Annotated in this window: 17 protein-coding genes and 1 pseudogene; 14 read left to right on the top strand and 4 right to left on the bottom strand. The window is 45.0% G+C overall.

Translation table 11 applies throughout. The annotated features are described in order from the left end of the window. Positions 1 to 22 precede the first annotated feature (22 nt). The 10 genes from trpB (at position 23) to MHO32_RS12555 (ending at position 9,886) form a co-directional block, all read left to right on the top strand. The gene (gene trpB / locus MHO32_RS12600) at positions 23 to 1,213 is read left to right on the top strand and encodes a tryptophan synthase subunit beta (RefSeq protein WP_005445041.1); all 1,191 of its coding nucleotides are present in this window, start codon (positions 23 to 25) and stop codon (positions 1,211 to 1,213) included. Further along, positions 1,213 to 2,019: a tryptophan synthase subunit alpha gene (gene trpA, locus MHO32_RS12595; protein WP_009698413.1), complete on the top strand. Its 807-nt coding sequence runs from the start codon at positions 1,213 to 1,215 to the stop codon at positions 2,017 to 2,019. The genes trpB and trpA overlap by 1 nt, the downstream gene beginning before the upstream one ends. 337 nt (positions 2,020 to 2,356) lie before the next feature. Continuing rightward, on the top strand, positions 2,357 to 3,616 hold the full coding sequence (locus MHO32_RS12590; protein WP_005445037.1) for a dicarboxylate/amino acid:cation symporter: 1,260 nt from the start codon (positions 2,357 to 2,359) through the stop codon (positions 3,614 to 3,616). A 162-nt stretch (positions 3,617 to 3,778) separates the two neighbouring features. Further along, positions 3,779 to 4,978: an acyl-homoserine-lactone synthase gene (locus tag MHO32_RS12585; protein ID WP_239212356.1), complete on the top strand. Its 1,200-nt coding sequence runs from the start codon at positions 3,779 to 3,781 to the stop codon at positions 4,976 to 4,978. Next, entirely contained in the window at positions 4,971 to 7,520 is a 2,550-nt protein-coding gene (luxN, locus tag MHO32_RS12580; protein WP_009698416.1) for a quorum-sensing autoinducer 1 sensor kinase/phosphatase LuxN, read from the top strand. Before MHO32_RS12585 ends, luxN begins: the two co-directional genes overlap by 8 nt. A 94-nt stretch (positions 7,521 to 7,614) precedes the next feature. After that, positions 7,615 to 7,857: a hypothetical protein gene (locus MHO32_RS12575; RefSeq protein ID WP_009698417.1), complete on the top strand. Its 243-nt coding sequence runs from the start codon at positions 7,615 to 7,617 to the stop codon at positions 7,855 to 7,857. Positions 7,858 to 7,985: 128 nt separating this feature from the next. Then, positions 7,986 to 8,558 carry a septation protein A gene (locus MHO32_RS12570; protein ID WP_005445030.1) on the top strand — a complete coding sequence of 191 codons (573 nt, stop codon included), beginning with the start codon at positions 7,986 to 7,988 and terminating at the stop codon, positions 8,556 to 8,558. 110 nt (positions 8,559 to 8,668) lie between these two features. Then, positions 8,669 to 9,064, top strand: a complete 396-nt coding sequence (yciA, locus tag MHO32_RS12565) for an acyl-CoA thioester hydrolase YciA (RefSeq protein WP_239212355.1) — start codon at positions 8,669 to 8,671, stop codon at positions 9,062 to 9,064. Between the two features lie 120 nt (positions 9,065 to 9,184). Further along, positions 9,185 to 9,481, top strand: a complete 297-nt coding sequence (locus tag MHO32_RS12560) for a YciI family protein (RefSeq protein ID WP_005445027.1) — start codon at positions 9,185 to 9,187, stop codon at positions 9,479 to 9,481. A 3-nt stretch (positions 9,482 to 9,484) separates the two neighbouring features. Then, a complete protein-coding gene (locus tag MHO32_RS12555; protein ID WP_005445026.1) occupies positions 9,485 to 9,886 on the top strand; it encodes a GspS/AspS pilotin family protein in 402 nt (133 codons plus the stop codon). 89 nt (positions 9,887 to 9,975) lie between these two features. Here MHO32_RS12555 and metE read toward each other — a convergent pair whose 3' ends face one another. Further along, positions 9,976 to 12,258 (bottom strand): 5-methyltetrahydropteroyltriglutamate--homocysteine S-methyltransferase, encoded by a 2,283-nt coding sequence (gene metE / locus MHO32_RS12550; protein WP_239212353.1) that lies wholly within the window; start codon positions 12,256 to 12,258, stop codon positions 9,976 to 9,978. A gap of 264 nt (positions 12,259 to 12,522) precedes the next feature. Between metE and metR the strand changes: the two genes are divergently transcribed. After that, positions 12,523 to 13,434: an HTH-type transcriptional regulator MetR gene (metR, locus tag MHO32_RS12545; RefSeq protein ID WP_005445024.1), complete on the top strand. Its 912-nt coding sequence runs from the start codon at positions 12,523 to 12,525 to the stop codon at positions 13,432 to 13,434. A gap of 22 nt (positions 13,435 to 13,456) precedes the next feature. Here the strand turns inward: metR and MHO32_RS12540 are convergent, their stop codons facing one another. The 3 genes from MHO32_RS12540 to MHO32_RS12530 all read right to left on the bottom strand — a co-directional run bounded on the left by MHO32_RS12540 (position 13,457) and on the right by MHO32_RS12530 (position 17,096). Next, on the bottom strand, positions 13,457 to 13,657 hold the full coding sequence (locus tag MHO32_RS12540; RefSeq protein ID WP_005445023.1) for a DUF4250 domain-containing protein: 201 nt from the start codon (positions 13,655 to 13,657) through the stop codon (positions 13,457 to 13,459). Between the two features lie 185 nt (positions 13,658 to 13,842). Beyond that, positions 13,843 to 14,553, bottom strand: a complete 711-nt coding sequence (locus tag MHO32_RS12535) for a hypothetical protein (RefSeq protein WP_017189428.1) — start codon at positions 14,551 to 14,553, stop codon at positions 13,843 to 13,845. A gap of 86 nt (positions 14,554 to 14,639) precedes the next feature. Next, positions 14,640 to 17,096: an EAL domain-containing protein gene (locus MHO32_RS12530; RefSeq protein ID WP_239212351.1), complete on the bottom strand. Its 2,457-nt coding sequence runs from the start codon at positions 17,094 to 17,096 to the stop codon at positions 14,640 to 14,642. A gap of 408 nt (positions 17,097 to 17,504) precedes the next feature. Here MHO32_RS12530 and MHO32_RS12525 point away from each other — a divergent pair, with 408 nt between their 5' ends. From MHO32_RS12525 to MHO32_RS12515, 3 genes and pseudogenes are all read left to right on the top strand, one after another. Continuing rightward, positions 17,505 to 19,889 (top strand): YgiQ family radical SAM protein, encoded by a 2,385-nt coding sequence (locus MHO32_RS12525; protein WP_029790933.1) that lies wholly within the window; start codon positions 17,505 to 17,507, stop codon positions 19,887 to 19,889. A gap of 276 nt (positions 19,890 to 20,165) precedes the next feature. Further along, positions 20,166 to 23,663 carry a T6SS effector BTH_I2691 family protein gene (locus MHO32_RS12520; protein ID WP_239212349.1) on the top strand — a complete coding sequence of 1,166 codons (3,498 nt, stop codon included), beginning with the start codon at positions 20,166 to 20,168 and terminating at the stop codon, positions 23,661 to 23,663. Positions 23,664 to 23,667: 4 nt separating this feature from the next. Next, positions 23,668 to 23,951: pseudogene (locus tag MHO32_RS12515) on the top strand (hypothetical protein); the annotation flags it as partial.

Here is a 23,951-nt window from a genome sequence, read left to right as displayed (position 1 = left end):
AAATACGAGAAGGAATATCACGATGGCAAAACTGAATGCCTACTTTGGCGAATACGGCGGTCAGTACGTTCCGCAAATTCTAGTTCCAGCCTTAGAGCAACTAGAGCAAGCGTTTATCGACGCACAAGAAGATCCAGAATTCCGCAGTGAATTCATGACACTCCTTCAAGAGTATGCGGGGCGTCCAACAGCTCTGACTCTAACTCGTAACCTAACTAAAGGTACGAAAACCAAACTGTACCTCAAGCGTGAAGATCTACTTCATGGTGGCGCACACAAAACTAACCAAGTGTTAGGTCAAGCGCTGCTTGCGAAACGCATGGGTAAAAACGAAATCATCGCAGAAACCGGCGCAGGTCAACACGGCGTAGCAACTGCACTAGCGTGTGCGCTACTTGGTCTGAAATGTCGTGTTTACATGGGTGCAAAAGACGTTGAACGTCAAAGCCCGAACGTATTCCGTATGAAACTCATGGGTGCTGAAGTAATTCCGGTTCACTCAGGTTCAGCAACACTTAAAGACGCATGTAACGAAGCACTACGCGACTGGTCTGCAACTTATGAAGACGCGCACTACCTACTAGGTACAGCAGCAGGTCCTCACCCATTCCCAACGATCGTTCGTGATTTCCAGAGAATGATTGGTGAAGAAACGAAGAATCAGATTTTGGCACGTGAAGGTCGTCTTCCTGACGCCGTTATCGCGTGTGTCGGTGGCGGCTCAAACGCGATTGGTATGTTTGCTGACTTTATCGAAGAAGAAAGCGTTCGCCTAATTGGTGTAGAACCTGCGGGTAAAGGCATCGATACAGACCAACATGGTGCACCACTTAAGCACGGTAAAACGGGCATCTTCTTTGGTATGAAAGCACCTTTGATGCAAGATCCAAACGGTCAGGTAGAAGAGTCTTACTCTGTTTCTGCGGGTCTAGACTTCCCATCTGTAGGTCCACAGCATGCGCATCTTAACGCTATTGGTCGTGCCGAATATGACAACGTCACCGATGATGAAGCACTAGAAGCATTTCAAGAAATTGCACGTCATGAAGGTATTATTCCTGCTCTCGAATCTTCTCATGCACTGGCACACGCCCTGCGTATGGCTCGAGAGAACCCAGAAAAAGAGCAATTGTTAGTTGTAAACCTATCAGGTCGTGGTGATAAAGATATCTTCACTGTGCACGCCATCCTAGAAGAAAAAGGAGCGATCTAATGAGCCGTTATGCAAAGATGTTTGAGCGCCTAAACGAGAAAAACCAAGGCGCGTTTGTACCGTTCGTAACGGTTTGCGATCCAAACGCTGAACAGTCCTACCAAATCATGGAAACGCTCGTGGAGTCCGGTGCAGATGCTTTAGAGCTGGGTATCCCATTCTCTGATCCACTGGCAGATGGTCCGACAATTCAAGGGGCGAACATTCGTGCTCTAGAATCTGGTGCTACGCCTGATATCTGCTTCGAACAAATTGGTAAGATCCGAGCGAAATACCCCGAGCTACCAATTGGTCTTCTGATGTACGCAAACCTTGTTTACTCACGTGGTATCGAGAACTTCTATGAACGCTGTGCAAAAGCAGGCATCGATTCTGTTCTGATTGCAGACGTACCAACCAACGAAAGTGCAGAGTTTGTCGCAGCCGCTGAGAAGTTTGGTATTCACCCAATCTTTATCGCGCCACCTACAGCCAGTGACGAAACACTTAAGCAAGTATCAGAGCTTGGCGGTGGGTATACTTATCTACTCTCTCGTGCCGGCGTTACTGGTGCAGAAACCAAAGCAAACATGCCAGTTGGTCATATGCTAGATAAGCTGAACCAATTCAATGCGCCACCAGCGTTACTCGGTTTTGGTATCTCAGAGCCAGCTCAAGTAAAAGAAGCACTAGAATCAGGTGCTGCAGGTGCTATCTCTGGTTCGGCTGTTGTGAAGATCATTGAAGCAAACGTAGAGCAGCCGCAAACCATGCTCAACAAGCTTGGCGAGTTTGTATCAGCAATGAAAGCTGCAACACAAAAATAACGTATTACTGATTTGTGGAATATGAGATCGATTCCTTATTAACCATTCGGAATCGATCTTTTTTTTAACATCCATTCTCTAAATTCTCCTCTTCCTTACCATCTATTTTATAAACATCACCCAGTAAAAATATCACCACGATCGATAGCAATCGTTTGCTTCTGATTGAAAAACTATCATTCATCAATAAATTCCCAGTTAGTTGGTCAGTTTGTACGGAAATTGTATTGCTAATTGTGAATGATAAGTGTAAAAAGCAAGGCGATATAATTATCCAAATAACAACTTTAGATTGGTGGGTAATTTTAGGATTTTACATATTATTAGCACAGAGGTTATGGAAGTGTTAAAACAAAAGAGTTTGCTAAACAACATTGGCGTGCAAGTCGTCATTGCAATGATCGTGGGTACTGCCGTTGGTGCCTTCATGGGTCAAAGTGCGACTGTATTCGCGCCGCTTGGTGCTATCTTTATCAACCTGATCAAAATGCTTGTGATCCCTTTGGTTGCAGTGGCGCTGATCTCAGGTGCGGCTGGTCTAGGTAACAGCCAATCTGCAGGTAAAGTGGGGTTAGTAACCCTAGGTTACTTCGGTCTAACGTCAGCGCTCGCTGTTGCACTAGCGCTGTTTATGGGTGAAGTATTCCAACCGGGCATGGGTATCGACGTTTCTGGCGTTGAAGGCATGTTTTCTGCTGAGTACGCTTCAAAAGGTGAACTACCTACTTTCTGGGCTACCATCACTGGTATGATTCCAACGAACGTTTTCCAATCACTAAACGAAGCGAACATCCTTCAGATCCTTGTGTTCTGTATGTTCTTCGGTATTGCGATTTCAAAACAAGAAAAAGCACGCCGTGAACCAATCATCAATGGCGTAAACTGCATCGTTGACGCAATGGTTTGGATGATCAACAAGGTCATGATTATTGCCCCTATTGGTGTATTCGGTCTTATGGCTGAAGCTGTGGGTACGTTCGGGTTTGGCGCTCTAATGGTAGTGTTCAAGCTTTTCGTTGTTTACGTTGCAGCAATCCTTGTCTTCGGTTTCGTTGTGTACCCAGCAATGGTGCACATCTTCACTAAGACATCGGCGAAAAAGTTCGTATCTGCAATGAAGAAGCCACAAGCGGTTGCCCTGTCTACAGCTTCATCGATGGCGACACTGCCAGTTACAATGGATACGTGTGAGAAAGAGCTGGGCGTTAAAAACTCAACAGCATCCTTTGTTCTTCCTCTTGGCGCAACCATCAACATGTCCGGTAACGCAATTTACTATGGTCTGGTTGCAATTTTCTTCGCGCAACTGTTCAACATCGACTTAGGCATGGGCGCGTACATCGCTATCATCGTGACTTCAACGTTAGGTGCAGTAGGTCAAGCTGGTGTTCCAGGCCCGTCATTCCTAGTCGTTGCAGTACTGCTTGCTGCAGGTATTCCAATCGAAGGTCTGCCACTATTGTTCGCTCTAGACCGTATCTTCGATATGATTCGTACCGCACTAAACATCACCGGTGACGCTGCATGTGCAGTTATCGTAGATGCTTTAGTTGAAGAAGAAGCGGCACAAGTTGAGCTTCAAAAGCAAGAAGCATAAGCCTGAACGCATTTTAAACAAGCCGCTCAAAAGAGCGGCTTTTTTTGTACTTAACATTGCAGTAAGTAACCATTTAAATAGAAACCAATGGCATATTTTTTCTCAAGTGATATAAGGGAGCCATAAACATAAAAAATCAATAAACCTAGGCTAGGTTGAACCATGAAATTTACGTCGTCTTTAGGCTCACTGTCGACGAGCTGTCTGCCTATCGAAACAAAACAGCAAGCATTGCTTGAACTCGTCATCAACGCATATCAACCGCACGAGCGCGCTGCTCTATTTCAGACTATTACTGATTATCGCAGAAACCAATTAGTCTCTATCTTCCCTGAACATCAGGACAACAGCTTTTCTGTGCTGTTCGAATTGATGGACTATCGAGATCTTGTGCAACGTTACCCAAGCACACTTTCAGCCGATATTGCTTTGCTAGAAAAGGTCGTCGGTCAATGTTACATGCATTGGCTCGATTTTTGGTGCGCGTGCGAAATTGCCGCGATCAAAGCCAAAGCTCCATTCACAACGTCTGCCCCTACTTCGCCCTCCTTGCCATTTAAGGACAGCGCGTACTACGGCGCATTGATTGAGCGAATAGAAGATGCGCAACTTGCGGTACAAATCCCCAGCCATCCGCATGCAATGTCAATCAGTGATGCAATTACATTGAGTAATCTTGAGCTTTTTATACAAGGTGAAAAGTGGTACGAAATGTTGCCTTTACTCTTTCTATCTCAAGTCGGTAAGCACTTCATCTTACTCAAGCACCCTGATGAGGAATCGTGTCCAACGCTCGTTGCTTCAGCTTTGATTCAGGATTGGCAGATACACAATACATGGCTAAGTTATGCGCCGCAGTTTAGCAATGCAAAGTGGCATTATTGCTTACCAGAGCACGCAGAAGAGACCCTAGCTCGCTTACAGCTGTTTACATCGCCAACACTGTCAAAGTGTTACTCTCTCCAAGAATTTGATAACGAATTCAAGTTACAATTGTCTGATAAAAAATCGGTATGCGAAGTATTGCGACTGACGGTAAGTGGAAATGCTCAACAAAAGCTCTACTATCTCTATCTTGCTCAAAAAGAATTAATGAGTGTTTTGCACCAAGCAGGTTACAAAGTCGGCTTCACAATCATTGAGCAACCTTTCATGCTCAACTTTTATAAAGCAATTGATGAGAAAGCGTATTTCCATTCGGGATATTGCGACCTAAACAATGACGGTAAACAGACTTACCGTGGATTTTGGAATTTTGAAATGATGGTCAAAGCCTTCAATAACATCGATTTTCGCCACTACAAACGCACCGTAAGTGCGATAAGAAAAGGCAAATCGGTCGAAAGGGACGAACATGTTTGATCTCAGCTTAGAGGCAATCGTTTACACCAAAGCCATCACGTTACTTGCGACAGTGGCGGTGGTGATGATCTGGTTAAGCTATTACTGCTATCGACTCAAACAAAAGAACGAAGTGATCTTTGGTACACACCATGCGCCCTACATTGCGTATTCAGTGTGTATCATTGCGTGGATCAGCAGTAACGCTTACTTCCATACCAATCTCTTGCCTGAACTTGGTGCTTCGGCGGGCATCTTTATGGCGAAGTTTGCTAACTTAGCATCCTTTTTTGCGTTCGCCTTTGCTTACTATTTTTCTTGCCAGCTTGCGGCAGAGCAACGCAAAGGCAAAGTGCATTTGTGGCAGCAAGGTATCTTTGTCACCTTGACGGTGTATTCACTGTTTATCAATTTGCGTCCAGATTTGACAGTCGAACACGTCGATATTGAAGGTCCTAGTCAGTTTGTTATCGAATTTGGCTCACACACGTCCTATTTCTTTATTGGTTTGGTCAGTTTCGTTGTGCTCACTTTGGTCAACCTCGTCGCCATGCGAGCAAACAGCAGCAAACTTACGCTAGCAAAAACCAACTACATGATCGCGGGCATTTTAGTATTCATGCTCTCTACCGCGACCATTCATCTTGGTATGACCTACTTCTTGGGTGATTTCTCTCTGACATGGTTGCCACCCGCGCTGTCGATCAGTGAGATGCTCTTTGTCGGGTATGCACTGCTGACCTCGCGCTTCTACAGCGTGAAGTACCTAGCGTACATGACGTTAAGTGCCTTATTGGTATGTGCTATTTTCGTGCTTCCATTGGGGGCTATCTTTATCCCGATGACTGACAATAACCAATGGTTAATTGCCACGCCGATCTGCGCTTTAATCGGGATCACTTGGGGCTTGCTATACAAACGCGTAAGCCGTTACGCCTCTTTCCTGATTTACGGTGATAAAAAGACACCTGTCCAACAAATATTGGCGCTAGAAGAGGACTTTAAACTATCAATTGATGATGCAATGCGCCGCTTAGGAACACTGCTGCAGATTCCTAATGACAAGCTGCGCCTGGTCACCAGTAACTACAATGAAACATTCTACGAAGATTACCTTTCATCAAACAATTCAGTGCTTGTCTTTGATGAGCTTTCTGAAGAACTTGAATACAAAGTTCCAGCTAAGCGCTCAATGAAAGCGCTTTACGATAAGATGAGTTCGAACAATACAGCATTGGTGATGCCGCTGTTTGGTCAGGGTAAATCTGTCACGCACCTATTGGTCTCGCCGCATAAAATCAACAATCAGATGTTCTCTAACGAGGAAATCTCCGCCTTGCAGACGCTGCTTACTCGAGTACAAAGCACGATCGAAGCAGATCGCCGTATTCGCCAAAGCCGAGCACTTGCCAATTCGATTGCTCACGAGATGCGCAACCCACTCGCCCAAGTGCAGTTGCAATTTGAAGCCTTAAAGCAGCACATCGAATCTCAAGCACCGACCGAACAGATCTTGGTTGATATTGAGAATGGACAAACAGCGATCCAACGCGGCCGCCAATTAATCGATATCATTTTGCGCGAGGTCAGTGATAGCTCACCTGAGCACGAGCCGATTGCCATGACCTCTATCCATAAGGCTGTAGACCAAGCCGTAAGTCGCTACGGTTTTGAAAATGAGAAGATTATTGAACGAATCCGCTTACCGCAACACGCTGACTTTGTGGCAAAACTTAATGAAACCTTATTCAACTTTGTCATTTTCAATCTCATTCGCAACGCAATTTACTATTTTGACTCTTATCCAGACAGTCAAATTGAGATCAGCACCAAAACCGGTTCTTACGAGAACGTACTGATCTTTCGAGATACAGGTCCAGGCATAGACGAAACCATTTCTCATAAAATTTTTGATGACTTTTTCTCACATCAAAAGAGTGGCGGCAGTGGCTTAGGGTTGGGCTACTGTCAACGCGTCATGCGATCGTTTGGTGGACGAATTGAATGTGTATCGAAGCGCGGTGAGTTTACCGAATTCCATCTGTATTTCCCTGTAGTGCCCAACGCACCGAAAGCAGAAACACTGCGGACTCCGTATTTCAATGACTGGAAACAAAACCAGCCACGCACTGAACAAAACGTCGTTGACAACGTATCAATAGATAAAGATGCACCAACAGTACTCATTGTTGATGACAAAGAGGTGCAACGTGCATTGGTGAAGATGTATTTAAACCAACTCGGCGTGAATAGCCTGCAAGCCAACAACGGTGAGAATGCCGTTGAAATGTTTAAAAACCACTCCGTGGATTTGGTTTTAATGGATGTGCAGATGCCTGTGATGAATGGCTTTGAAGCGAGTAAGCACATCAAAGCAATGTCCGCTTATACCCCTATCATCGCTTTATCTGGAGAGTCCGGAGAACGTGAACTGGAGATGATTAGTAAGCTCATGGATGGACGGTTAGAGAAGCCCACCACCTTGGCTGCTCTACGTCATGTTCTCAAAGAGTGGCTAGATAAGGACGCGGCTTCACACACTTTTGAAACACAGAGCGAATAGTTGGCACCTGATATGCATTACTGAAGTACAAATCGAATTATCCATTGATTCAAGCCCTCAACAACAAGGAAGAGTCGCTTGATAAGGAGTGAACATGATGCTTCATAGACACACATATTACGGCTTGATACACCACGGCATCAAAACCTTATTGCTTGACCGTGTTGGACATTACACCGAAGAAGAGTATCACCAGTACCTGAATTTAATGACCGGCAAATCAACATGTTTCACCATGAGTCATGACGAGCTTGAAGCGACCGTCGACAACCTACTACGCGAAGGTTATCTAGAGGACGTGAAAACGCTCATTACTCGATATCAAGAGGTCGCCTAACCTACTTGTTACCTCAAATTGCCGCTTCTTGAGCGGCAATTTTATTTTCCTTTCGACCTATAGATGTTCACTTTGCCTCAGATTTCGCTAGACTGTCCTCAACTCAACAACTAGGTAGTATTTGCCATATGAAGCAAATCCTTGATTTTATCCCTCTGATTATCTTTTTTGCCCTATACAAGATGTACGACATTTATGTGGCGACAGGCGCATTGATTGTCGCAACGGCAATCCAGTTGGTTGTAACATTTGCCTTGTACAAAAAAGTGGAAAAGATGCAACTGGTCACTTTCATTATGGTGGCGGTCTTCGGTGGTATGACCATCTTCCTGCATGACGACAACTTTATTAAATGGAAAGTAACCATCGTTTACGTCATGTTTGCCGTTGGCTTAACGGTAAGTCACGCCATGGGGAAATCCGCTATAAAAGGCATGTTAGGCAAAGAATTAACGCTACCTGACGCCGTCTGGAACAAAATAAACTGGGCTTGGGTTGGCTTTTTCTCCTTCTTCGCCGTATTCAATCTCTACATCGCGTATACCTTACCGCTTGATGTATGGGTTAACTTTAAGGTGTTTGGCTTATTGATTGCGACAGTGGTTTATATGATTGCAACAGGCTTTTATATCTACAAACATCTACCAAAAGACGACAAAGAGCAGAAAGAAAACTCATCCGATGTATCGGTTGATGATTAAAAACTCAGTTTTGCTATAATCCGCGCACATTGATTATTCGCAGCGACCCAAGGGTCGCTGTTTTGTTGTTTGCTCCATTTTTTGCATATTAGAAATATTAGGATGTCATCATGAGTGAAGAAGGTCATTCACCTAAAGGGCAATTACTGCTTCGTACTTTGGCAATGCCGGCCGACACCAATGCCAACGGCGATATCTTCGGCGGTTGGATCATGTCTCAGTTGGACTTAGCTGGCGCAATCTTGGCCAAAGAAATATCTTCAGGTCGAGTTGTTACTGTGTCAGTTTCCAGCATTACCTTTAAAAAGCCTGTTAGCGTTGGGGACGTTGTATGTTGCTACGGCGTATGCAGTAAAATTGGTCGCACTTCGATGAGCGTTGATCTAGAGGTTTGGGTAAAACCAGTCAAAGTTGATGGTGTTGAAGACCGCTTCATGGTTTGTGATGCCACCTTTAACTATGTCGCTATCGACAGTCATGGTAAGCCTCGCCCAATTCTGAAGTAACAAAGCCCCCGAAAGGGACGAAATGCTAGGAAGAAGCTCACAATTTCTTATGTTGACTTGTGAGAGGTACAAAAAAGGCGTTAAATTAAGGCTTTACCCCACCGATTAAGGAACTATGCTATGTGGTACGTCATCTTTTCTCAGGACGTCGAGAATTCATTGGAAAAGCGTCTGAGTGTTCGCCCTCAACATCTTGAGCGCTTGCAACAGCTTCATGACGAAGGTCGCTTGTTGACCGCCGGTCCAATGCCAGCTATCGATTCTGACAATCCAGGTGAGGCGGGCTTTACTGGCTCGACCGTAATCGCCGAGTTCGCATCTTTGGAAGATGCGCAAGCTTGGGCTGATGCGGATCCTTATATTGCGGCGGGTGTTTACGAAAACGTGATCGTAAAACCGTTCAAAAAAGTGTTTTAAGTTATGAAAAAATTACTGTGTCTCTTCCTCGCATTAGGTGCCTTGGCGGGTTGTTCATCGAATGATGATAAACAGCGTCAACTTGAATTGATGGCATCTAATCGTGCAGGCGTTCTCTCTGCGGGTTTACCGCTCGAATACGGTCCACTCAAGATCCTACGCGTATCATCCAACAAAAATGTGGTTGAGATGATGATGATCTATAACGACGATGCACTCGGTGCAAAACCACTAAATCAAGTACTGAACACCAGTATCTATACTTACTGCAACACACCAACAGTGCGTGAACAGATCGATATGGGCTTGATGTACCGCATTAAAATTAGAAATTCTCGTGGTCAGTTGATGGCAGACGAGTTGGTTTCAGAACAAACCTGTACGGCGAGTCAAAAGCCACAGTAAAGGTTGGAATGATTAGCTTAATCCAATCACAAACAAGCAAAAGCGAGGGGCTATCCCCTCGCTTTTTCGTTTCTACTCAATCTTCACGACTAAACCAGCTCCGCTCGTAGCTTTTTCGCCGCGGAGACTAGATTCGCTAACGCAGCTTCTGTTTCTGGCCAGTTACGCGTCTTTAATCCACAATCAGGATTTACCCACAGACGCTGTGCCGGAATCTTCTCTGCCGCTTTCTTGATTAGCTCTTCGATCCATTCTTCCGATGGAATGTTCGGCGAGTGAATATCGTAAACGCCCGGACCGATTTCGTTAGGGTAATTGAAGTCTTCGAACGCTTTGAGCAATTCCATGTTCGAGCGCGAAGTTTCAATGGTAATCACATCTGCATCTAACGCGGCAACAGAATCAATGATTTCATTAAACTCGCTATAACACATGTGCGTATGAATTTGCGTTTCTGGTTTAGCGCTTGCCGCCGCGATCTTGAATGCATCGACAGCCCATCGCAGATACGCTTTATGGTCACGTTTTTTCAGTGGCAAACCTTCACGGATAGCAGGTTCATCAATTTGAATGATATTGATGCCAGCCTGTTGTAAATCAGACACTTCATCGCGCAGTGCCAAAGCTAGTTGGTCAGCAATTGCTTTACGGGTGATATCTTCACGAGGGAAAGTCCAACATAGAATTGTCACTGGTCCTGTCAGCATCCCTTTCATTTGCTTATTCGTTAAAGACTGAGCATAAGTTGACCATTCAACCGTGATTGGTTTTTCACGTTCAATATCTGCGACAACAATAGCAGGCTTAACGCAACGAGAACCGTAGCTTTGAACCCAGCCAAACTTCGTCGTCTGGAACCCTGCTAAGTTTTCTGCAAAGTACTCCACCATATCGTTACGCTCTGCTTCACCGTGCACTAATACATCAAGATCGAGGGCTTCTTGACGTCTAACCGCATCTGCAATGTGCCCTTTTAGCGCTTGGTGATAGTCATCCGTCGAAAGTTGACCACTACGAAACGCACTGCGCTGAACACGAATCTCACTGGTTTGAGGGAAGGAACCAATCGTCGTCGTTGGTAGTAGAGGTAACCCTAACACTTCCGCTTGATGCGCAGCTCGCTCTGCATAGGGTGCGCTGCGCTCAGTTAAGGATGCTGAGATGCTATTCAAGCGGGCTTGTACATGTGGCTTGTTGACATGAGCAGCCGTTTTGCGATCTTTAATTGGTTGGCTATATGTATCACACGCCAATATCGCGTTGTGGTCGCCATCGAGCGCACGACCAAGTAACGCAACTTCCGTGACTTTTTGTTTGGCAAACGCAAACCAACTTTTAACTTCATCACTAAGCGCTGGCTCAAGATCCAAATCCACAGGGCTGTGTAACAGTGAGCAAGAGCTGGCTACCCATAGATTGTCACCAAGTTTATCCTTAACGGGTTGCAAACGTTCACGCTGCGCACTCAAGTCAGAGCGCCATACATTACGACCATTCACCACACCCGCAGAAAGTACCCAGCCTTGTGGCAGTTTTTCCACCACCTCATCAAGCTGCTCAGGCGACGCGGATAAATCGATATGAAGGCCATCAACTGGCAATTCGACAATCTTATCTAACGTATCACTCACCGAATCAAAATAGGTAGTAAGTAGAACTTTGACATCGCTACGAATGACTTGATATGCCAATTTGAATGCGTCGCCCCACTTCTCTTCAAGCTCCAGAGAAAGAATCGGCTCATCGATTTGGATCCATTCGACGCCTTGATTTGCTAATTTGGACAGAATCGCTTGATAAGCGGTTAGCAATCTTGGCAATAAGGTGAGGCGATCAAAATCTTCTTCGATTTCTTTTCCTAAATACAGGTAGCTCAATGGCCCCAACAAAACGGGTTTCACGTTATGACCCAGTTTTATGGCATCGTTCACCTCTTCGAACAATTGAGGCCAACTGACTTCAAAACTATCGTCTTTGCTGAACTCCGGCACAATGTAGTGATAGTTGGTATTAAACCACTTGGTCATATCAGACGCAGCCGCCCCAGAACAACCGCAACCCGCTTGAGATTGCCCACGCCCGACTTTGAATAGTGTGTCTAAATCCGGAAAGCCATTAGCGTGGCGCTTTGGTGTGTGCCCTAGCAGCAGAGTGGTGGTCAATACATGATCATACCAAGCAAAATCGCCAGCCGTCGCGAAGCTCAATCCTGCTTCAGCTTGAGTAGCCCAGTTCTTTTCACGAAGTGTCGCCCCTACTTGTTTAAGCTCAGTTTGTTCAATTTCTCCTCGCCAGTATTTCTCCTGTGCAAACTTCAGCTCGCGCTTTTCGCCAATGCGTGGGTATCCAAGAATATGCGTTGTCGTTGTCATGTCCGTATTCCTCTTTCAGTGTCTGATGTTTGAGTCAGTACATCGAGATTAAATTTCACCAAGATGTCTGGATGGCTAAAACTATCTCTCTGAGGGGCAAATTGAACAACATCCAATTATTCAACTTGTTTATTAGGAAAATTCATAATGAGAGCGCTCACTCGTAATCTCCCAAAACAAATAGACGTCTAGACGTTTACATATCCAATTTTTATCGGTAAGTTAATAAAGCTCATGGTAGAAACACAAGGATGAATGGGATTCATGATAGAGTTGAAACACTTACGCACTCTGACCTCGTTACGAGACACAGGGTCACTCACGGCCACAGCGACAGCACTGCACCTGACGCAATCCGCTCTTTCTCACCAAATCAAAGATCTTGAATCTCGCATCGGTGGTCAGTTGTTTTTGCGTAAAACACGCCCAGTGAAGTTCACATCCGAAGGTGAAATATTACTTCGTCTTGCCGATGACGTTTTACCCAAACTCGCCCGAGCAGAGAATGAACTCGCGAGCTTGAAAGAAGATGTCAATGGACGTTTACATATGGCTATCGAGTGCCATTCTTGCTTTCAATGGCTGATGCCTGCGTTGAAGGAATACCAAGTTACCTGGCCAAGTGTCACGCTCGACTTCTCTTCCGGTTTTGGTTTTGAACCTCTCCCTGCGTTGCTTGCCGGAGAGCTTGACTTGGTGATCACATCCGACATTCAACCACGCTCAGAAGTACACTATGAGCCGCTGTTTGATTTCGAAATGCGTTTGATCACGTCCACCAGCCATCCGCTTGCCAATAAAGACATCATTGAACCAGAAGATCTTGCCGATCAAACCATGCTCTCCTACCCGGTTCAGAAACAGAGATTAGATGTCGTGAAACACTTTTTGCAGCCAGCGGGGATTGAACCTGCGAAGTGGAAGCAAGCAGATAATACTTTGATGTTAGTGCAAATGGTGTCAGCAGGATTAGGTGTTGCCGCACTGCCTAATTGGGCGATTTCAGAGTTTTCGCGCCAAGGGCTCATCACCAGTAAGCCTTTTGGTAATGGGTTATGGCGTCGTTTGTTTGCCGCAACACGAAATTCAGAAAAGGAGAAGCGCTATCTACAAGCATTCTTTGCCACGGCACGCCAACAATGCAAAAGCCACCTTGATGGCATCAAGATGGCTTAATGATTCAGATATAGAGACAAGATTAGCGTTCGTAAGATTTGAACTGATTGGTAAGTGGGTCATATTGATAGCCGAGCATATCAAGCTTGCCCACTACCGATTCAACATCCATCTCGTACATAGAAACCAGCTCTTCGAAACTGTCGCATTCTAAGCGCAGCTTTTCATTGACGATACCCAGCAAAATAATGCTGTCCCAGTTACTCACATTGCTTAAGTCCATAGCGACACTCCTCTAAGACAAGGTATTTAGCCTCAGGGTTTTGTTGAGCACATGCGTCTAGGCGCGCTCTAAACAAATAGAGGCTATAACTAAAGCGTAGACTTAATCGAATGATTTGAAAGTGAGCTCGGTCTAAATCCCGAGCTCATTTGTGAAATTGTATGGGGAAAGGATAACCCAGCAGCTTACGCGCCAAGTAGAAACAGGCCTTGGAGACTTGTCATGGATGCCAAAGCAAGCAGCAGCGCTGCAGCAAGCTGAGCCTTATTCGGTGCTTTGTGCGTAAAGATGTGCCAACACCAAACCACAATCGCTATGATCAACATGGCTAGCGACGCCAAGATATGCTGTGTGACTGAGTTCAGTGTTGCTTCATCAAGTTGATATGCAGAAAACAAGGTCAGCACGACTAGCAACATACCCGATACCACACCAGCCACAGGTAAAATGCGGTGGAAAGCTTGCAAACGACTGCGCGCGATAACGAGAAGCAACTGAGCAAATACTGCCCCCAAAAAGAAAATCATGACAGCCATTGACGCAGAAGCCGCCCAATGCGCTTGCTCGAATACTTGGATACTCACATACGCAAACGCTAAGCCATTCGCTAGATGCAACGCCCATAGCGGACCTTTCTCACGTGTCTTCTTAGTTTGAACTTGAGAGTAGAAGTAGAAAATCGCGAATACGATCATGAATGCTTCAATACGAAGCGACGCTACTGCCAACCAAAGAATACCTATAGATGGCAGCATCTTGTGCAGACGACCACGTTGACCAGGACAAATATCACCTTTGATCAAAAGCAACGTCAACAGCGCTTGAGCGCCAAACAGCATTGGAGGAAAAGTTAACAGCAGTTGTTGAATCATGTTGAATACAAACTCAAAAGTCATTTTGGGGTGGCGATAATAGCAAATCGCCTATCGCCAAACCACCTAAACCCAACATGCTACTGTGCTTTATTACGGTCAAGCCACGACTAGAGCGTGGCTAGATACGTCAATACATCTTCTTGGGTCAATAAACCGCGGTATTCATTTTGCGAGTTACATAAAATCCAAGGAAATTTTTTGCCTGTTTTGACCAACTCGCGAACTTGTGAAACTGAAATACTCACATCTATTTGCTCAAATTCCGTGTTCATAATTTGGTTTACCGGACGTTTCCAAATGCGGTTTTCTCTTTCTGACTCCAAATCAGTCCCCATTGCAGGCGTCAAATGCAAGTTCACCTGCTCTTTGGTGATCAGTCCGACACAGCGTTTTTCATTCACGACTACGAGCGGCGCATCCGGGCTCAGGTTCATAAATTCAACCGCTAACGACAATGGCTCACCCGGGTCTAAGCGACGAACGTCACGATGACTCAATGACAACAAAGGAGCGTCGTGAGTTGGCTTAACCTTGACGTCCTTAAAGCGTTTCTGATGGCATTGCGGCTTATCTAGTAACACCAATGGCACCGCCTGAGAAAACAAAAAGCCTTGCATATAATCCACACCCACATTCGCAAGCACTTGTAATTCCTGTTCCGATTCAACGCCTTCGGCAACGACTTTAACGCCAAGTTTGTGTGCCAGTTCCGTAATCATCTTCACGATGTTGTATTTAGTGCTCCCCTCTTCGATATCTTTGACAAACTTACGATCGATTTTAAGCAGATCAAACTGCCCCTTTTCCAGATAAGAAAACGAAGAGTACCCCGTACCAAAGTCATCAATGGCGATCTTAATACCCTGCCCTCGTAGCTCTTCAAGGGCAGTGGTGTGTTCTTGGTCTTGTTCAAAGTAAGCCGTTTCAGTGAGCTCAATAGTGATTCGACTTGGATCTACTCCACTTTCAGCGATCAAATCAAACGAGCTTTGCAATACTTGCAACGAATCCAATTTGGTATTTAATGAACGATTAATGGTTAAACCAATATCCTCACCATACACTTTTTGAATATGAGGCAATTGCTTCAGCGCCGTTAGGCATACCACATCATCCAAAGCGGCGACCAACTCCAAGTCTTCGACTACAGAAATCATTTCTTGCGTGTCATAGGTTTTGTTATGGTGGTAAAAGCGCGCCAAAGCTTCGAACTTCACCACCTTTCCGCTACGAGTTTCAATGATCGGTTGGTAATACACATCAACCAACTGACTCTCAATTTGCGTTCTTAAAAACGCTTCTAAATGATGACGCTTAACCAACTCATCGTGCAGTTCACTGTTGTAAAAATTGAAGTAGCTCTTATCCCCAGAAGATGAGGAAACCATCGCTTGAGCAGCGTGTACTAGTGCCTGTCTTGGGTTATTAGTATCGTAGCCTAGGACTGACACCCCCATTTGTCCCTCTACAATCACATCATGCATACTGGTTCCTAATTCATTTCTTAGTTCAACAAAGAAGCCTCTTAGTGCAATTTGGATCAGACGTAGAGGGCTTAACCACTGACAGTGCGGAGTTTGCAAACACACCACAAACACATCTTTTGACAATTGACCGGCAATACTCGCGTGTCGGCTGCGCATCACAAAATCAGCAAGACCGAGTTGTTGTTCGAGTATGGTTTTTGGTGAGAAATTAGGACGCAGAGTCATAACGATATTAAGCTCTTTGTTACCAGTTTCTTGTACTAGCTTGGCAAGTCGAGATTCGAACTCTTCACGTGGAGGCAGGAAAGCAGACCACTGTTGGGGTTGTTCTCCGGCTTTCTTCATCCACAATAACGATGCAGAAATGTCCGTCGAAAAACCAAGAAAGAGCGTTCGACCCGAAGTGAAGTTCAAACGATAAATACATAAATGATGCGCTTGATTGCTACCGTTGGCAGTGCGGCTCAATAGGTTCCCATTCCAGAAACCTTCTTGATCAATCTGTTCCCAGATATCGTCATAAAAAGCTTTGCTGTGATGGTCCGAGCTGAAAATGTAGGTTTTCAAACCAACAATATCACGATTTTCATACCCCATTTGCTGCTCAAAGGCTCGATTACAACCAAGAATCCTTGTTTCCTGATCGGCGACTAAGATGCCAACGTTTGGCAAATCAAAAATCGTTTCGAGAATTTTTGCCAGCTCTTCACAACCTGTAATACTGAGTTGGGGGATAACCATACCTTGAACCACATGATCATTAAGACGTTCAAAACTCAAATCAACGTGAACCAGCATGGATTCGTTGGGCATTAAACAGCAAGACAAACTGCCATGCCCGCCATTAAGCTCTACTTGAGAAACTTTCTCCCTCGCAGCCCCCTGTTGACCCAGCAGCATGTGGTCAAACAAATCATCCAACCCTTTTAATGGCTCTTTTAAGCCGAATATGGACATCATCCCTCGTTGGTCACATTCAAACTCTCGAGTGTAGATATCATAGGACCACTCGATGATTTGATGCTGACCGGACGCTGGGTGCACTTCTCCTTGTGCAATAGACAATACTTCACTCATTACCTAGCCCCCTATTTTTAGCCTTTCACTCTGTCTAATGATTTCCCATCGTGTCGCCGCGTTTTGCTGTTTTTTTATGATTGCAAAGTGGTCAAAACACAATCTGGAATGTCTACGCATTCAGTCATTATTTGGAGTCAAAATGACGTATGCATTTGTATGCACTAGTTAAATTATAGGAAGAGTTTTACATAAGCACACTATTGCGTAACGATAATTTTTAATCTTAGACAAAGGCAATAACCACAAGGGCTAGAAGGAGATAACACAAGAAAACCCACCTCTAATTGCGAGTCATTTTCATCTAGAAATAAAAGTGGCTGAACTAAGCTTGATTAAGAGAGTTGGGTATAGATACCTGATCATCAAATCGCTATAATTCGCGCTCCTTGGAACAGAGAGCAAAATATGACCAACGACATTACTCCTATTCATGAGTACAAAAAATACTGGGCTGAGTGTTTTGGTACGGCACCTTTCTTGCCGACCAGTCGCAAAGAAATGGATGCCCTAGGATGGGATAGTTGTGACATTATCATTGTCACGGGTGACGCGTATGTGGACCACCCGAGCTTTGGTATGGCAATCATCGGTCGTCTGTTGGAGGCACAAGGCTTCCGCGTCGGTATCATTGCTCAACCAGAATGGAACAACAAAGACGCTTTCATGCAGCTTGGGAAGCCAAATCTGTTCTTCGGAATCACCGCGGGTAACATGGACTCCATGATCAACCGTTACACAGCGGACAAAAAACTTCGTCATGATGATGCTTACACGCCAAACAACGAAGGCGGAAAACGCCCAGATCGTGCAACGTTGGTGTACTCGCAACGTTGTCGTGAAGCCTATAAAGGCACACCTATCGTTCTTGGTGGTATCGAAGCTAGCTTACGTCGCGTAGCTCACTACGATTATTGGTCAGATAAAGTGCGCCGCTCTGTTCTGTTCGATGCAAAAGCTGACATCCTTCTTTTTGGTAACGCAGAACGTGCCCTAGTGGAAGTGGCTCACCGTCTTGCTGATGGCGAAGATATTTCTACCATGACCAATATTCGCGGTACGGCAGTTAACCTACCAGCTGAACCAGAAGGTTACACCGTTATCGATTCTTCTCGTATTGAGAAACCTCGTAAAGAAGCGTTCGTACCAAAGAACCCATACGAAGTGGAAACTCAGTGCGATACCAAAAAAGAAGAGCCTGTTGCACAGCCAATCACGATTCGTCCATCACGTCATGATGCAGCGAACACAGCGGTGCGCCTACCAGCCTTCGAAAAATTGCACAACGACCGCATTCTTTATGCCCATGCCAGCCGTGTTCTGCACTTAGAGACCAACCCATATTCGGGTCGTGCTCTATTGCAACGTCATGGCGACCGTGAGCTTTGGGTAAACCAAGCGCCAATTCCTTTGACGACAGAAGAAATGGATTACGTATTCGGCCTATCGTACGCGCGTGTTCCTCACCCTATGTATGGCAAAGCAAAGATCCCGGCTTACGACATGATCAAAACTTCGGTTAACATCATGCGTGGCTGTTTTGGTGGCTGTTCTTTCTGTTCAATTACCGAACACGAAGGTCGTATCATCCAAAACCGTTCGCAAGAGTCCATCATTAATGAGTTGGAAGAGATCCGCGACAAAGTTCCAGGCTTTACGGGCACAATCTCTGACTTGGGTGGCCCAACAGCAAACATGTACCGTCTTGGTTGTAGCGATCCGAAAGCAGAAGCAAACTGTCGTCGTCCTTCTTGCGTGTTCCCGGGCATCTGTAACAAGCTAAACACAGACCATAAACACACCATCGATCTTTACCGCGCCGCGCGTAAAGTAGAAGGTGTGAAGAAAGTCATGATCGCATCTGGCGTACGTTACGACCTTGCGATTGAATCACCAGAATACGTCAAAGAGCTTGTGACTCATCACGTCGGTGGTTACCTGAAAATTGCACCAGAGCACACAGAGAAAGGTCCACTGGATCTGATGATGAAGCCGGGCATGGGTACTTACGACCGCTTTAAAGAGATGTTTGAGAAGTACAGCGCGGAAGCGGGTAAAAAACAATACCTGATCCCTTACTTCATCTCGGCGCACCCAGGTACTGAAGATGAAGACATGCTGAACTTGGCACTATGGTTGAAGAAGAACAACTTCGAATGTGACCAAGTACAGAACTTCTACCCATCACCAATGTGTAACGCAACGTCGATGTACTACTCAGAGACAAACCCTCTGAAACGCGTGAAGTACAAGCAACGTGAAGATGTGCCAGTAGCGAAAGGTGAACGTCAACGTCGCCTACATAAAGCCCTACTTCGCTACCACGATCCAGCTAACTGGCCGATGATCCGTGAAGCACTGATCAGCATGGGTAAAAAGCACTTGATTGGTGACAAGCCAACCTGTCTAGTCCCTGCAGAAGACATTGATGCACAGACACCAGCGCAACGTCGTAAGTCTGGTCGCCACGGCGCAAATCGTTTTGCAACCAAACACACCAAGAACCAACCAGGCTTCGGTGGTCACTTGAACAAGCGCTCTGAAGGTGGCTCACGTGATGGCAAGCCATCTGGTCACCGCAACGGTTCAGGCAAAGCACAAGGCGGCTCAAATGGACAAGGTCGTGGAAACCAAAACCGCGGTAATGGCGGCGCTAACGGTCAACGTCCAAATTCTGGCTCACGCCCTGGTAGCAACAACCAAAATCGCTCAAACGGTACGGGCTCGCAAGGTCAAGGTCGCCCTCAAGGTCAAGGCAAACCAGCAGGTCAACGCAAACCAAAACGTCGTTAATTCAATAGAACTTGAATGCTAAAAAAGGGCTCCAGAGTTAACTCTGGAGCCCTTTTGTTTTGTCTGGATAATCATTGCTCTTTAGAACAAGCTCTTTCAAACCACACTTGGTCTCTTTCGATACAAAAAATGGTATACGCCAACCAACTTATTGGAAAAACAAACAACTTTTTGGTTAAAGCAGAATCACGTAAGAAATAAACTACTGATTTTTATTCGTTTTATTTTGGTGCGATATTTGCCTAATCGAGTAAAACTCTTAAACATAGGCTGACGATGAGTAATCCACTTCCTCCAAAAACTTCGATGTTTTGGCACGACAACAGCTATACCCACGAAGAAGCTGTTCAGGCATTTGAAAGCGATGGCACGTTGAAATCTCTGAATACCGTTCCAACCACCGCATCCGATGACATGGCTGGCTCGCCTCCTGAGCGCAGTATGTTTTGGGAGGGAGAAACCAAAAAAATCGATCCGCCACCGCCGTCTGAACCAGAACCTCTCAATTTAAAAACCGAGAAAGAACCAACGGAGGCTTTACCAGCACACTTCATCCCTGTCCGCTACGCCATCGATCAGCTAGAGACAGAAGAAACACAACCCTTTGGTTTGCCTGAAGAATGGAAAGGCCAAGGCCCAGCCAAACTCAATACCGTTGGCTATACCTTGCGTCAGCTTCGCGATGGTTGGTTGTATGTCTATGATGCAATCAACAAAAGCCTAGACGAATACGAAATCAAAGGAACGCAATTCACGCTCTACAAGCTGGGAGAGTCGGAAAGCCCAGAATCCGAACAGCGTGGTACCCCAGAAGGCGTAAAACCTTTCCTTACTTACGACGACGGGAGCGTGCTATCGATTTGTTACTCTGAACACCGCTGGACATGGAACATGTTCATGCGCGTCCTTAACAATCCGAGTAATCATATCGATCGCATGCAAACTGTTGTTCTGTCTGCAAACGAGAATCAGCACAACATTGCACCAATCGATAAGTTAACTCAAGTGGCTGATATTGAACCTTCTGCCGTCGATGATGGTCGCTTTGCGGATTCTGCCATCGCTACCAAAGCAGATGAAGATGGTTCTATCTTTAAACCTGTCGCAGCCGAGAGTGATTTAACCTCTGCGATTCCAGAAGAAGAATCGGGTTACTTCGTCGCGATAAAAGATTACGCCGCAGACATTCAAGATATGTCGCTGCATTTTGTTGGTGCCGCAAGCCCATACCGCCTTTTCACTGACCAGTTTTCAAACCAGTGGAACTTGATGCAGACCGCCATGCAACTATGTATGTTTGGTGCAAGTGACGAGATAGACATGCCAGCTAGCGTTAAGCGTAATGGCGAAGAGCTGTCGTTTTATACCGACATGGCTGAGTATTATGATTCCTTTCACCAACTTGATTTGGCAGAGCAAAACAAAAGCTCAGTTCAATCTGGCTATCCTGCCAAATTTTCCGCTGGAGCGATTGAATCACACCAACATACTCAAAGTGACATTGCCAAAACGATACAGGACAAATATCGAATTTCCGCAAACCGATTTGGTAAATACGAGCAATGGATAGCGACTGAGCGTTGGCGCAAGCAGCTCAACTGGAAGCAAATGCTGAGTGAGATGCAGGAGCTGTCAGAGCAAAAAGAAACCATGCTTGCCGAAGTTGTCTCGGTAAAACGAGACTTTATAGCAGTCATGGAGTCCTTAACGCCCCATCACCTCGAAAGAACCTTTGACCTATACAGTGAAGACACGCAGTACAGCTTGTATCAACTCCATAAGCAAGCGGTTGAGTCATTTACTCTGGTGATGCAAGAAGAAGACCGCCAATGGGCTGAAAGCCAATGGGAGAAACCAACCAGTTTACTTGCTCTCTATGCTTCTGGGTTTAGCCGAAGCTTATTTAAAGTAATAGAGAAGAATATTACAGAGGCGCTTAATGAACAGTCGATCGCCTCAGAAAATTCTGATGCTGATAATCAGCTGATGGATCAAATCTCTGCTACTAGCAACCGTGTGAGTATGTACTCTAAAATCATGGACTTTGTTTCCAACCCAAACACTGCGGAAACGGACTTTCTCAAGGATATCGCCAAAGGTTTCCAAGAGCTCGATATTATCTTTAAATCGGCAATAGGTGCGCTTGCAAAAGGCGTTATAGAGTTTGGCGTTAGCTTGACCTCACAAGCATCGATTATGCTGATGCCTGTTTTCGCTAAACCTCTGAACCGCCATAGCTATTATTTGTTTGCTGTTATAGCAGAGCATATGGCACATAATATGCCAGTAACTATAAAAGAAGGTTACGCTCGCGATTTAAAAAAATGGAAAACACGCGTAAATGATTATCTGATTAAGCTCGAAAAAAATGACGCAATCATTGCTGACTTCCAGAAAAATAACCGCAAAGCTGACTCTAAATACACAACAGCTTTAAAAAATAAAAAGACTATTAAGAAGGCACTCGCTGTGGCTACATTGGAGTACCCACAGCGTATTGTATTACCCGATGATCTGCCTCAAAAAACCGTCGAACTGCGAATGCGGCTCGCAACTAATAAGCTCCATGATTTGAATAAACTGTTCGAGAATGCCGGTGGTCTAGGCTTTATGGCATTAGTATTTAACTGCATCGCGCTTGGTGGTGCCATGAGCAGCATTCAAGACACAGGGTTAATGTCCTCAGATGAATTTTTAGATATTCAGCAAAAGCTTTTTTATACAGCAAACGCGTGGACGGGGATTCGTACGGGTAAACTGTGGAACCAAGTAAAAGGAAATGACCAGCTCAGAAGAAAATCCTTTAATACGTTAAAGTCTCTAGTTTCAAATCAAGTAGATGGCTATGTAAACCTAGCAATTGATGATCTAAAGGTCTTCAATAAATGGCTTGCTATCACCGGAGCTCTCGGAGCCCTAGCCTCGGGTATAGAAGCGTACCGTTCTTGGTTCAAAATTGATAGCCTCACAGGTCAGGAGCAGATTTTCGAGCGCATCAATTTTTACTCATTATTAACGCTAACAGGTACTAGTGTTGTTCAGGTGCTTGGGGCTACGGGGGCTCTAACAACGACTTTTACCTTTGGTTGGCCGATGATGTTTGTCATAGCAGCTGCTACAGCAATTTATCTACTGAATAACTACATTAGGAACAAGAATAAACTAGATGGGTACCAGAAGTGGTTAGATAATTTACCCTGGGGCTATAGCGCAAATCGATTAAAATGGAGTCGTTCTGAAGTGTTATTAGAAAGAAACATGCACAATTCAGAAGTCGTTCAAAAAGCACTATTTGATTTGCACACTATTATGGAACAACCAACAATATATCAACAGCCGATACTGCGAGTAGCTCCTAATTCACAAACCCAATATCCAGCAGTGAAACAAGAGTTATCTGCTATTGAACTACATATTCAGCTCCCAATTAGTGCAGCAAGAAACGGAATCAAATTCAGAACAAATACTGCGGCAACTGAAGAGGAATTGATATCAGGTGTTTGGCACGCAGGAGTCGAATTGGAAACCCTGACTAGCTCGTCAGATTCTCAAAGTGTTTATAAATTGAATTTACCCATCAAAGGCTCGACTGACTACTTAGCATTGGAGATAGAGTACATCCTAGATGATGAAAGCAAATTAAGCCGTAAGTACTGGTTCCAAAACAGTGCAAAACAACGTGCAACCTATACAGCAATTTCAGACAATACTAAACAAGTAGCAATCATAAGCTCATTGAACTCAAGTGTTAGTGAACTTAGCTTACAGGAGTAACCATTTGGCCTATTTACCATTTTACATCACCCCAGAAGAGCTTGCTGCTTACCAAGAGGTACAAGAGCATGAGATTTCATCTGGTCAAGGCTTTAAAAACTGGCAAACAAAAAATGTCGAAGAAGCTTCTAGATACATTTATTTGAAGATGACTTCGATTCCTGCGGCTATCTTCATTATTCTCTTTTCCGTACTTGCTGATTTAAACAATTTATCATCCGCACTAACTCTAGCTAGCGGGTTTTGTTTATCCACGTCAGTTATATATTTTCTTTTGAGGCTCAACTT

It is taken from the genome of Vibrio sp. MMH1-50 (assembly GCF_022347645.1).
In the GTDB taxonomy this organism is placed as follows: Bacteria; Pseudomonadota; Gammaproteobacteria; order Enterobacterales; family Vibrionaceae; genus Vibrio; species Vibrio harveyi.
Note: the sequence above shows the minus strand (reverse complement) of the source record. Positions and strands in the feature narration are given on the sequence as shown.

Excerpts from the sequence above, each read along its gene's own strand:
- MHO32_RS12535 (WP_017189428.1), bottom strand. The coding sequence starts at position 14,553 with ATGACTTTTGAGTTTGTATTCAACATGATTCAACAACTGCTGTTAACT.
- MHO32_RS12525 (WP_029790933.1), top strand. The coding sequence starts at position 17,505 with ATGACCAACGACATTACTCCTATTCATGAGTACAAAAAATACTGGGCT.
- MHO32_RS12570 (WP_005445030.1), top strand. The coding sequence starts at position 7,986 with ATGAAGCAAATCCTTGATTTTATCCCTCTGATTATCTTTTTTGCCCTA.
- metE (WP_239212353.1), bottom strand. The coding sequence starts at position 12,258 with ATGACAACGACAACGCATATTCTTGGATACCCACGCATTGGCGAAAAG.
- trpA (WP_009698413.1), top strand. The coding sequence starts at position 1,213 with ATGAGCCGTTATGCAAAGATGTTTGAGCGCCTAAACGAGAAAAACCAA.
- luxN (WP_009698416.1), top strand. The coding sequence starts at position 4,971 with ATGTTTGATCTCAGCTTAGAGGCAATCGTTTACACCAAAGCCATCACG.
- yciA (WP_239212355.1), top strand. The coding sequence starts at position 8,669 with ATGAGTGAAGAAGGTCATTCACCTAAAGGGCAATTACTGCTTCGTACT.
- MHO32_RS12530 (WP_239212351.1), bottom strand. The coding sequence starts at position 17,096 with ATGAGTGAAGTATTGTCTATTGCACAAGGAGAAGTGCACCCAGCGTCC.
- MHO32_RS12590 (WP_005445037.1), top strand. The coding sequence starts at position 2,357 with ATGGAAGTGTTAAAACAAAAGAGTTTGCTAAACAACATTGGCGTGCAA.
- MHO32_RS12520 (WP_239212349.1), top strand. The coding sequence starts at position 20,166 with ATGAGTAATCCACTTCCTCCAAAAACTTCGATGTTTTGGCACGACAAC.
- MHO32_RS12555 (WP_005445026.1), top strand. The coding sequence starts at position 9,485 with ATGAAAAAATTACTGTGTCTCTTCCTCGCATTAGGTGCCTTGGCGGGT.
- MHO32_RS12575 (WP_009698417.1), top strand. The coding sequence starts at position 7,615 with ATGATGCTTCATAGACACACATATTACGGCTTGATACACCACGGCATC.
- MHO32_RS12540 (WP_005445023.1), bottom strand. The coding sequence starts at position 13,657 with ATGGACTTAAGCAATGTGAGTAACTGGGACAGCATTATTTTGCTGGGT.
- MHO32_RS12585 (WP_239212356.1), top strand. The coding sequence starts at position 3,779 with ATGAAATTTACGTCGTCTTTAGGCTCACTGTCGACGAGCTGTCTGCCT.
- trpB (WP_005445041.1), top strand. The coding sequence starts at position 23 with ATGGCAAAACTGAATGCCTACTTTGGCGAATACGGCGGTCAGTACGTT.
- MHO32_RS12560 (WP_005445027.1), top strand. The coding sequence starts at position 9,185 with ATGTGGTACGTCATCTTTTCTCAGGACGTCGAGAATTCATTGGAAAAG.
- metR (WP_005445024.1), top strand. The coding sequence starts at position 12,523 with ATGATAGAGTTGAAACACTTACGCACTCTGACCTCGTTACGAGACACA.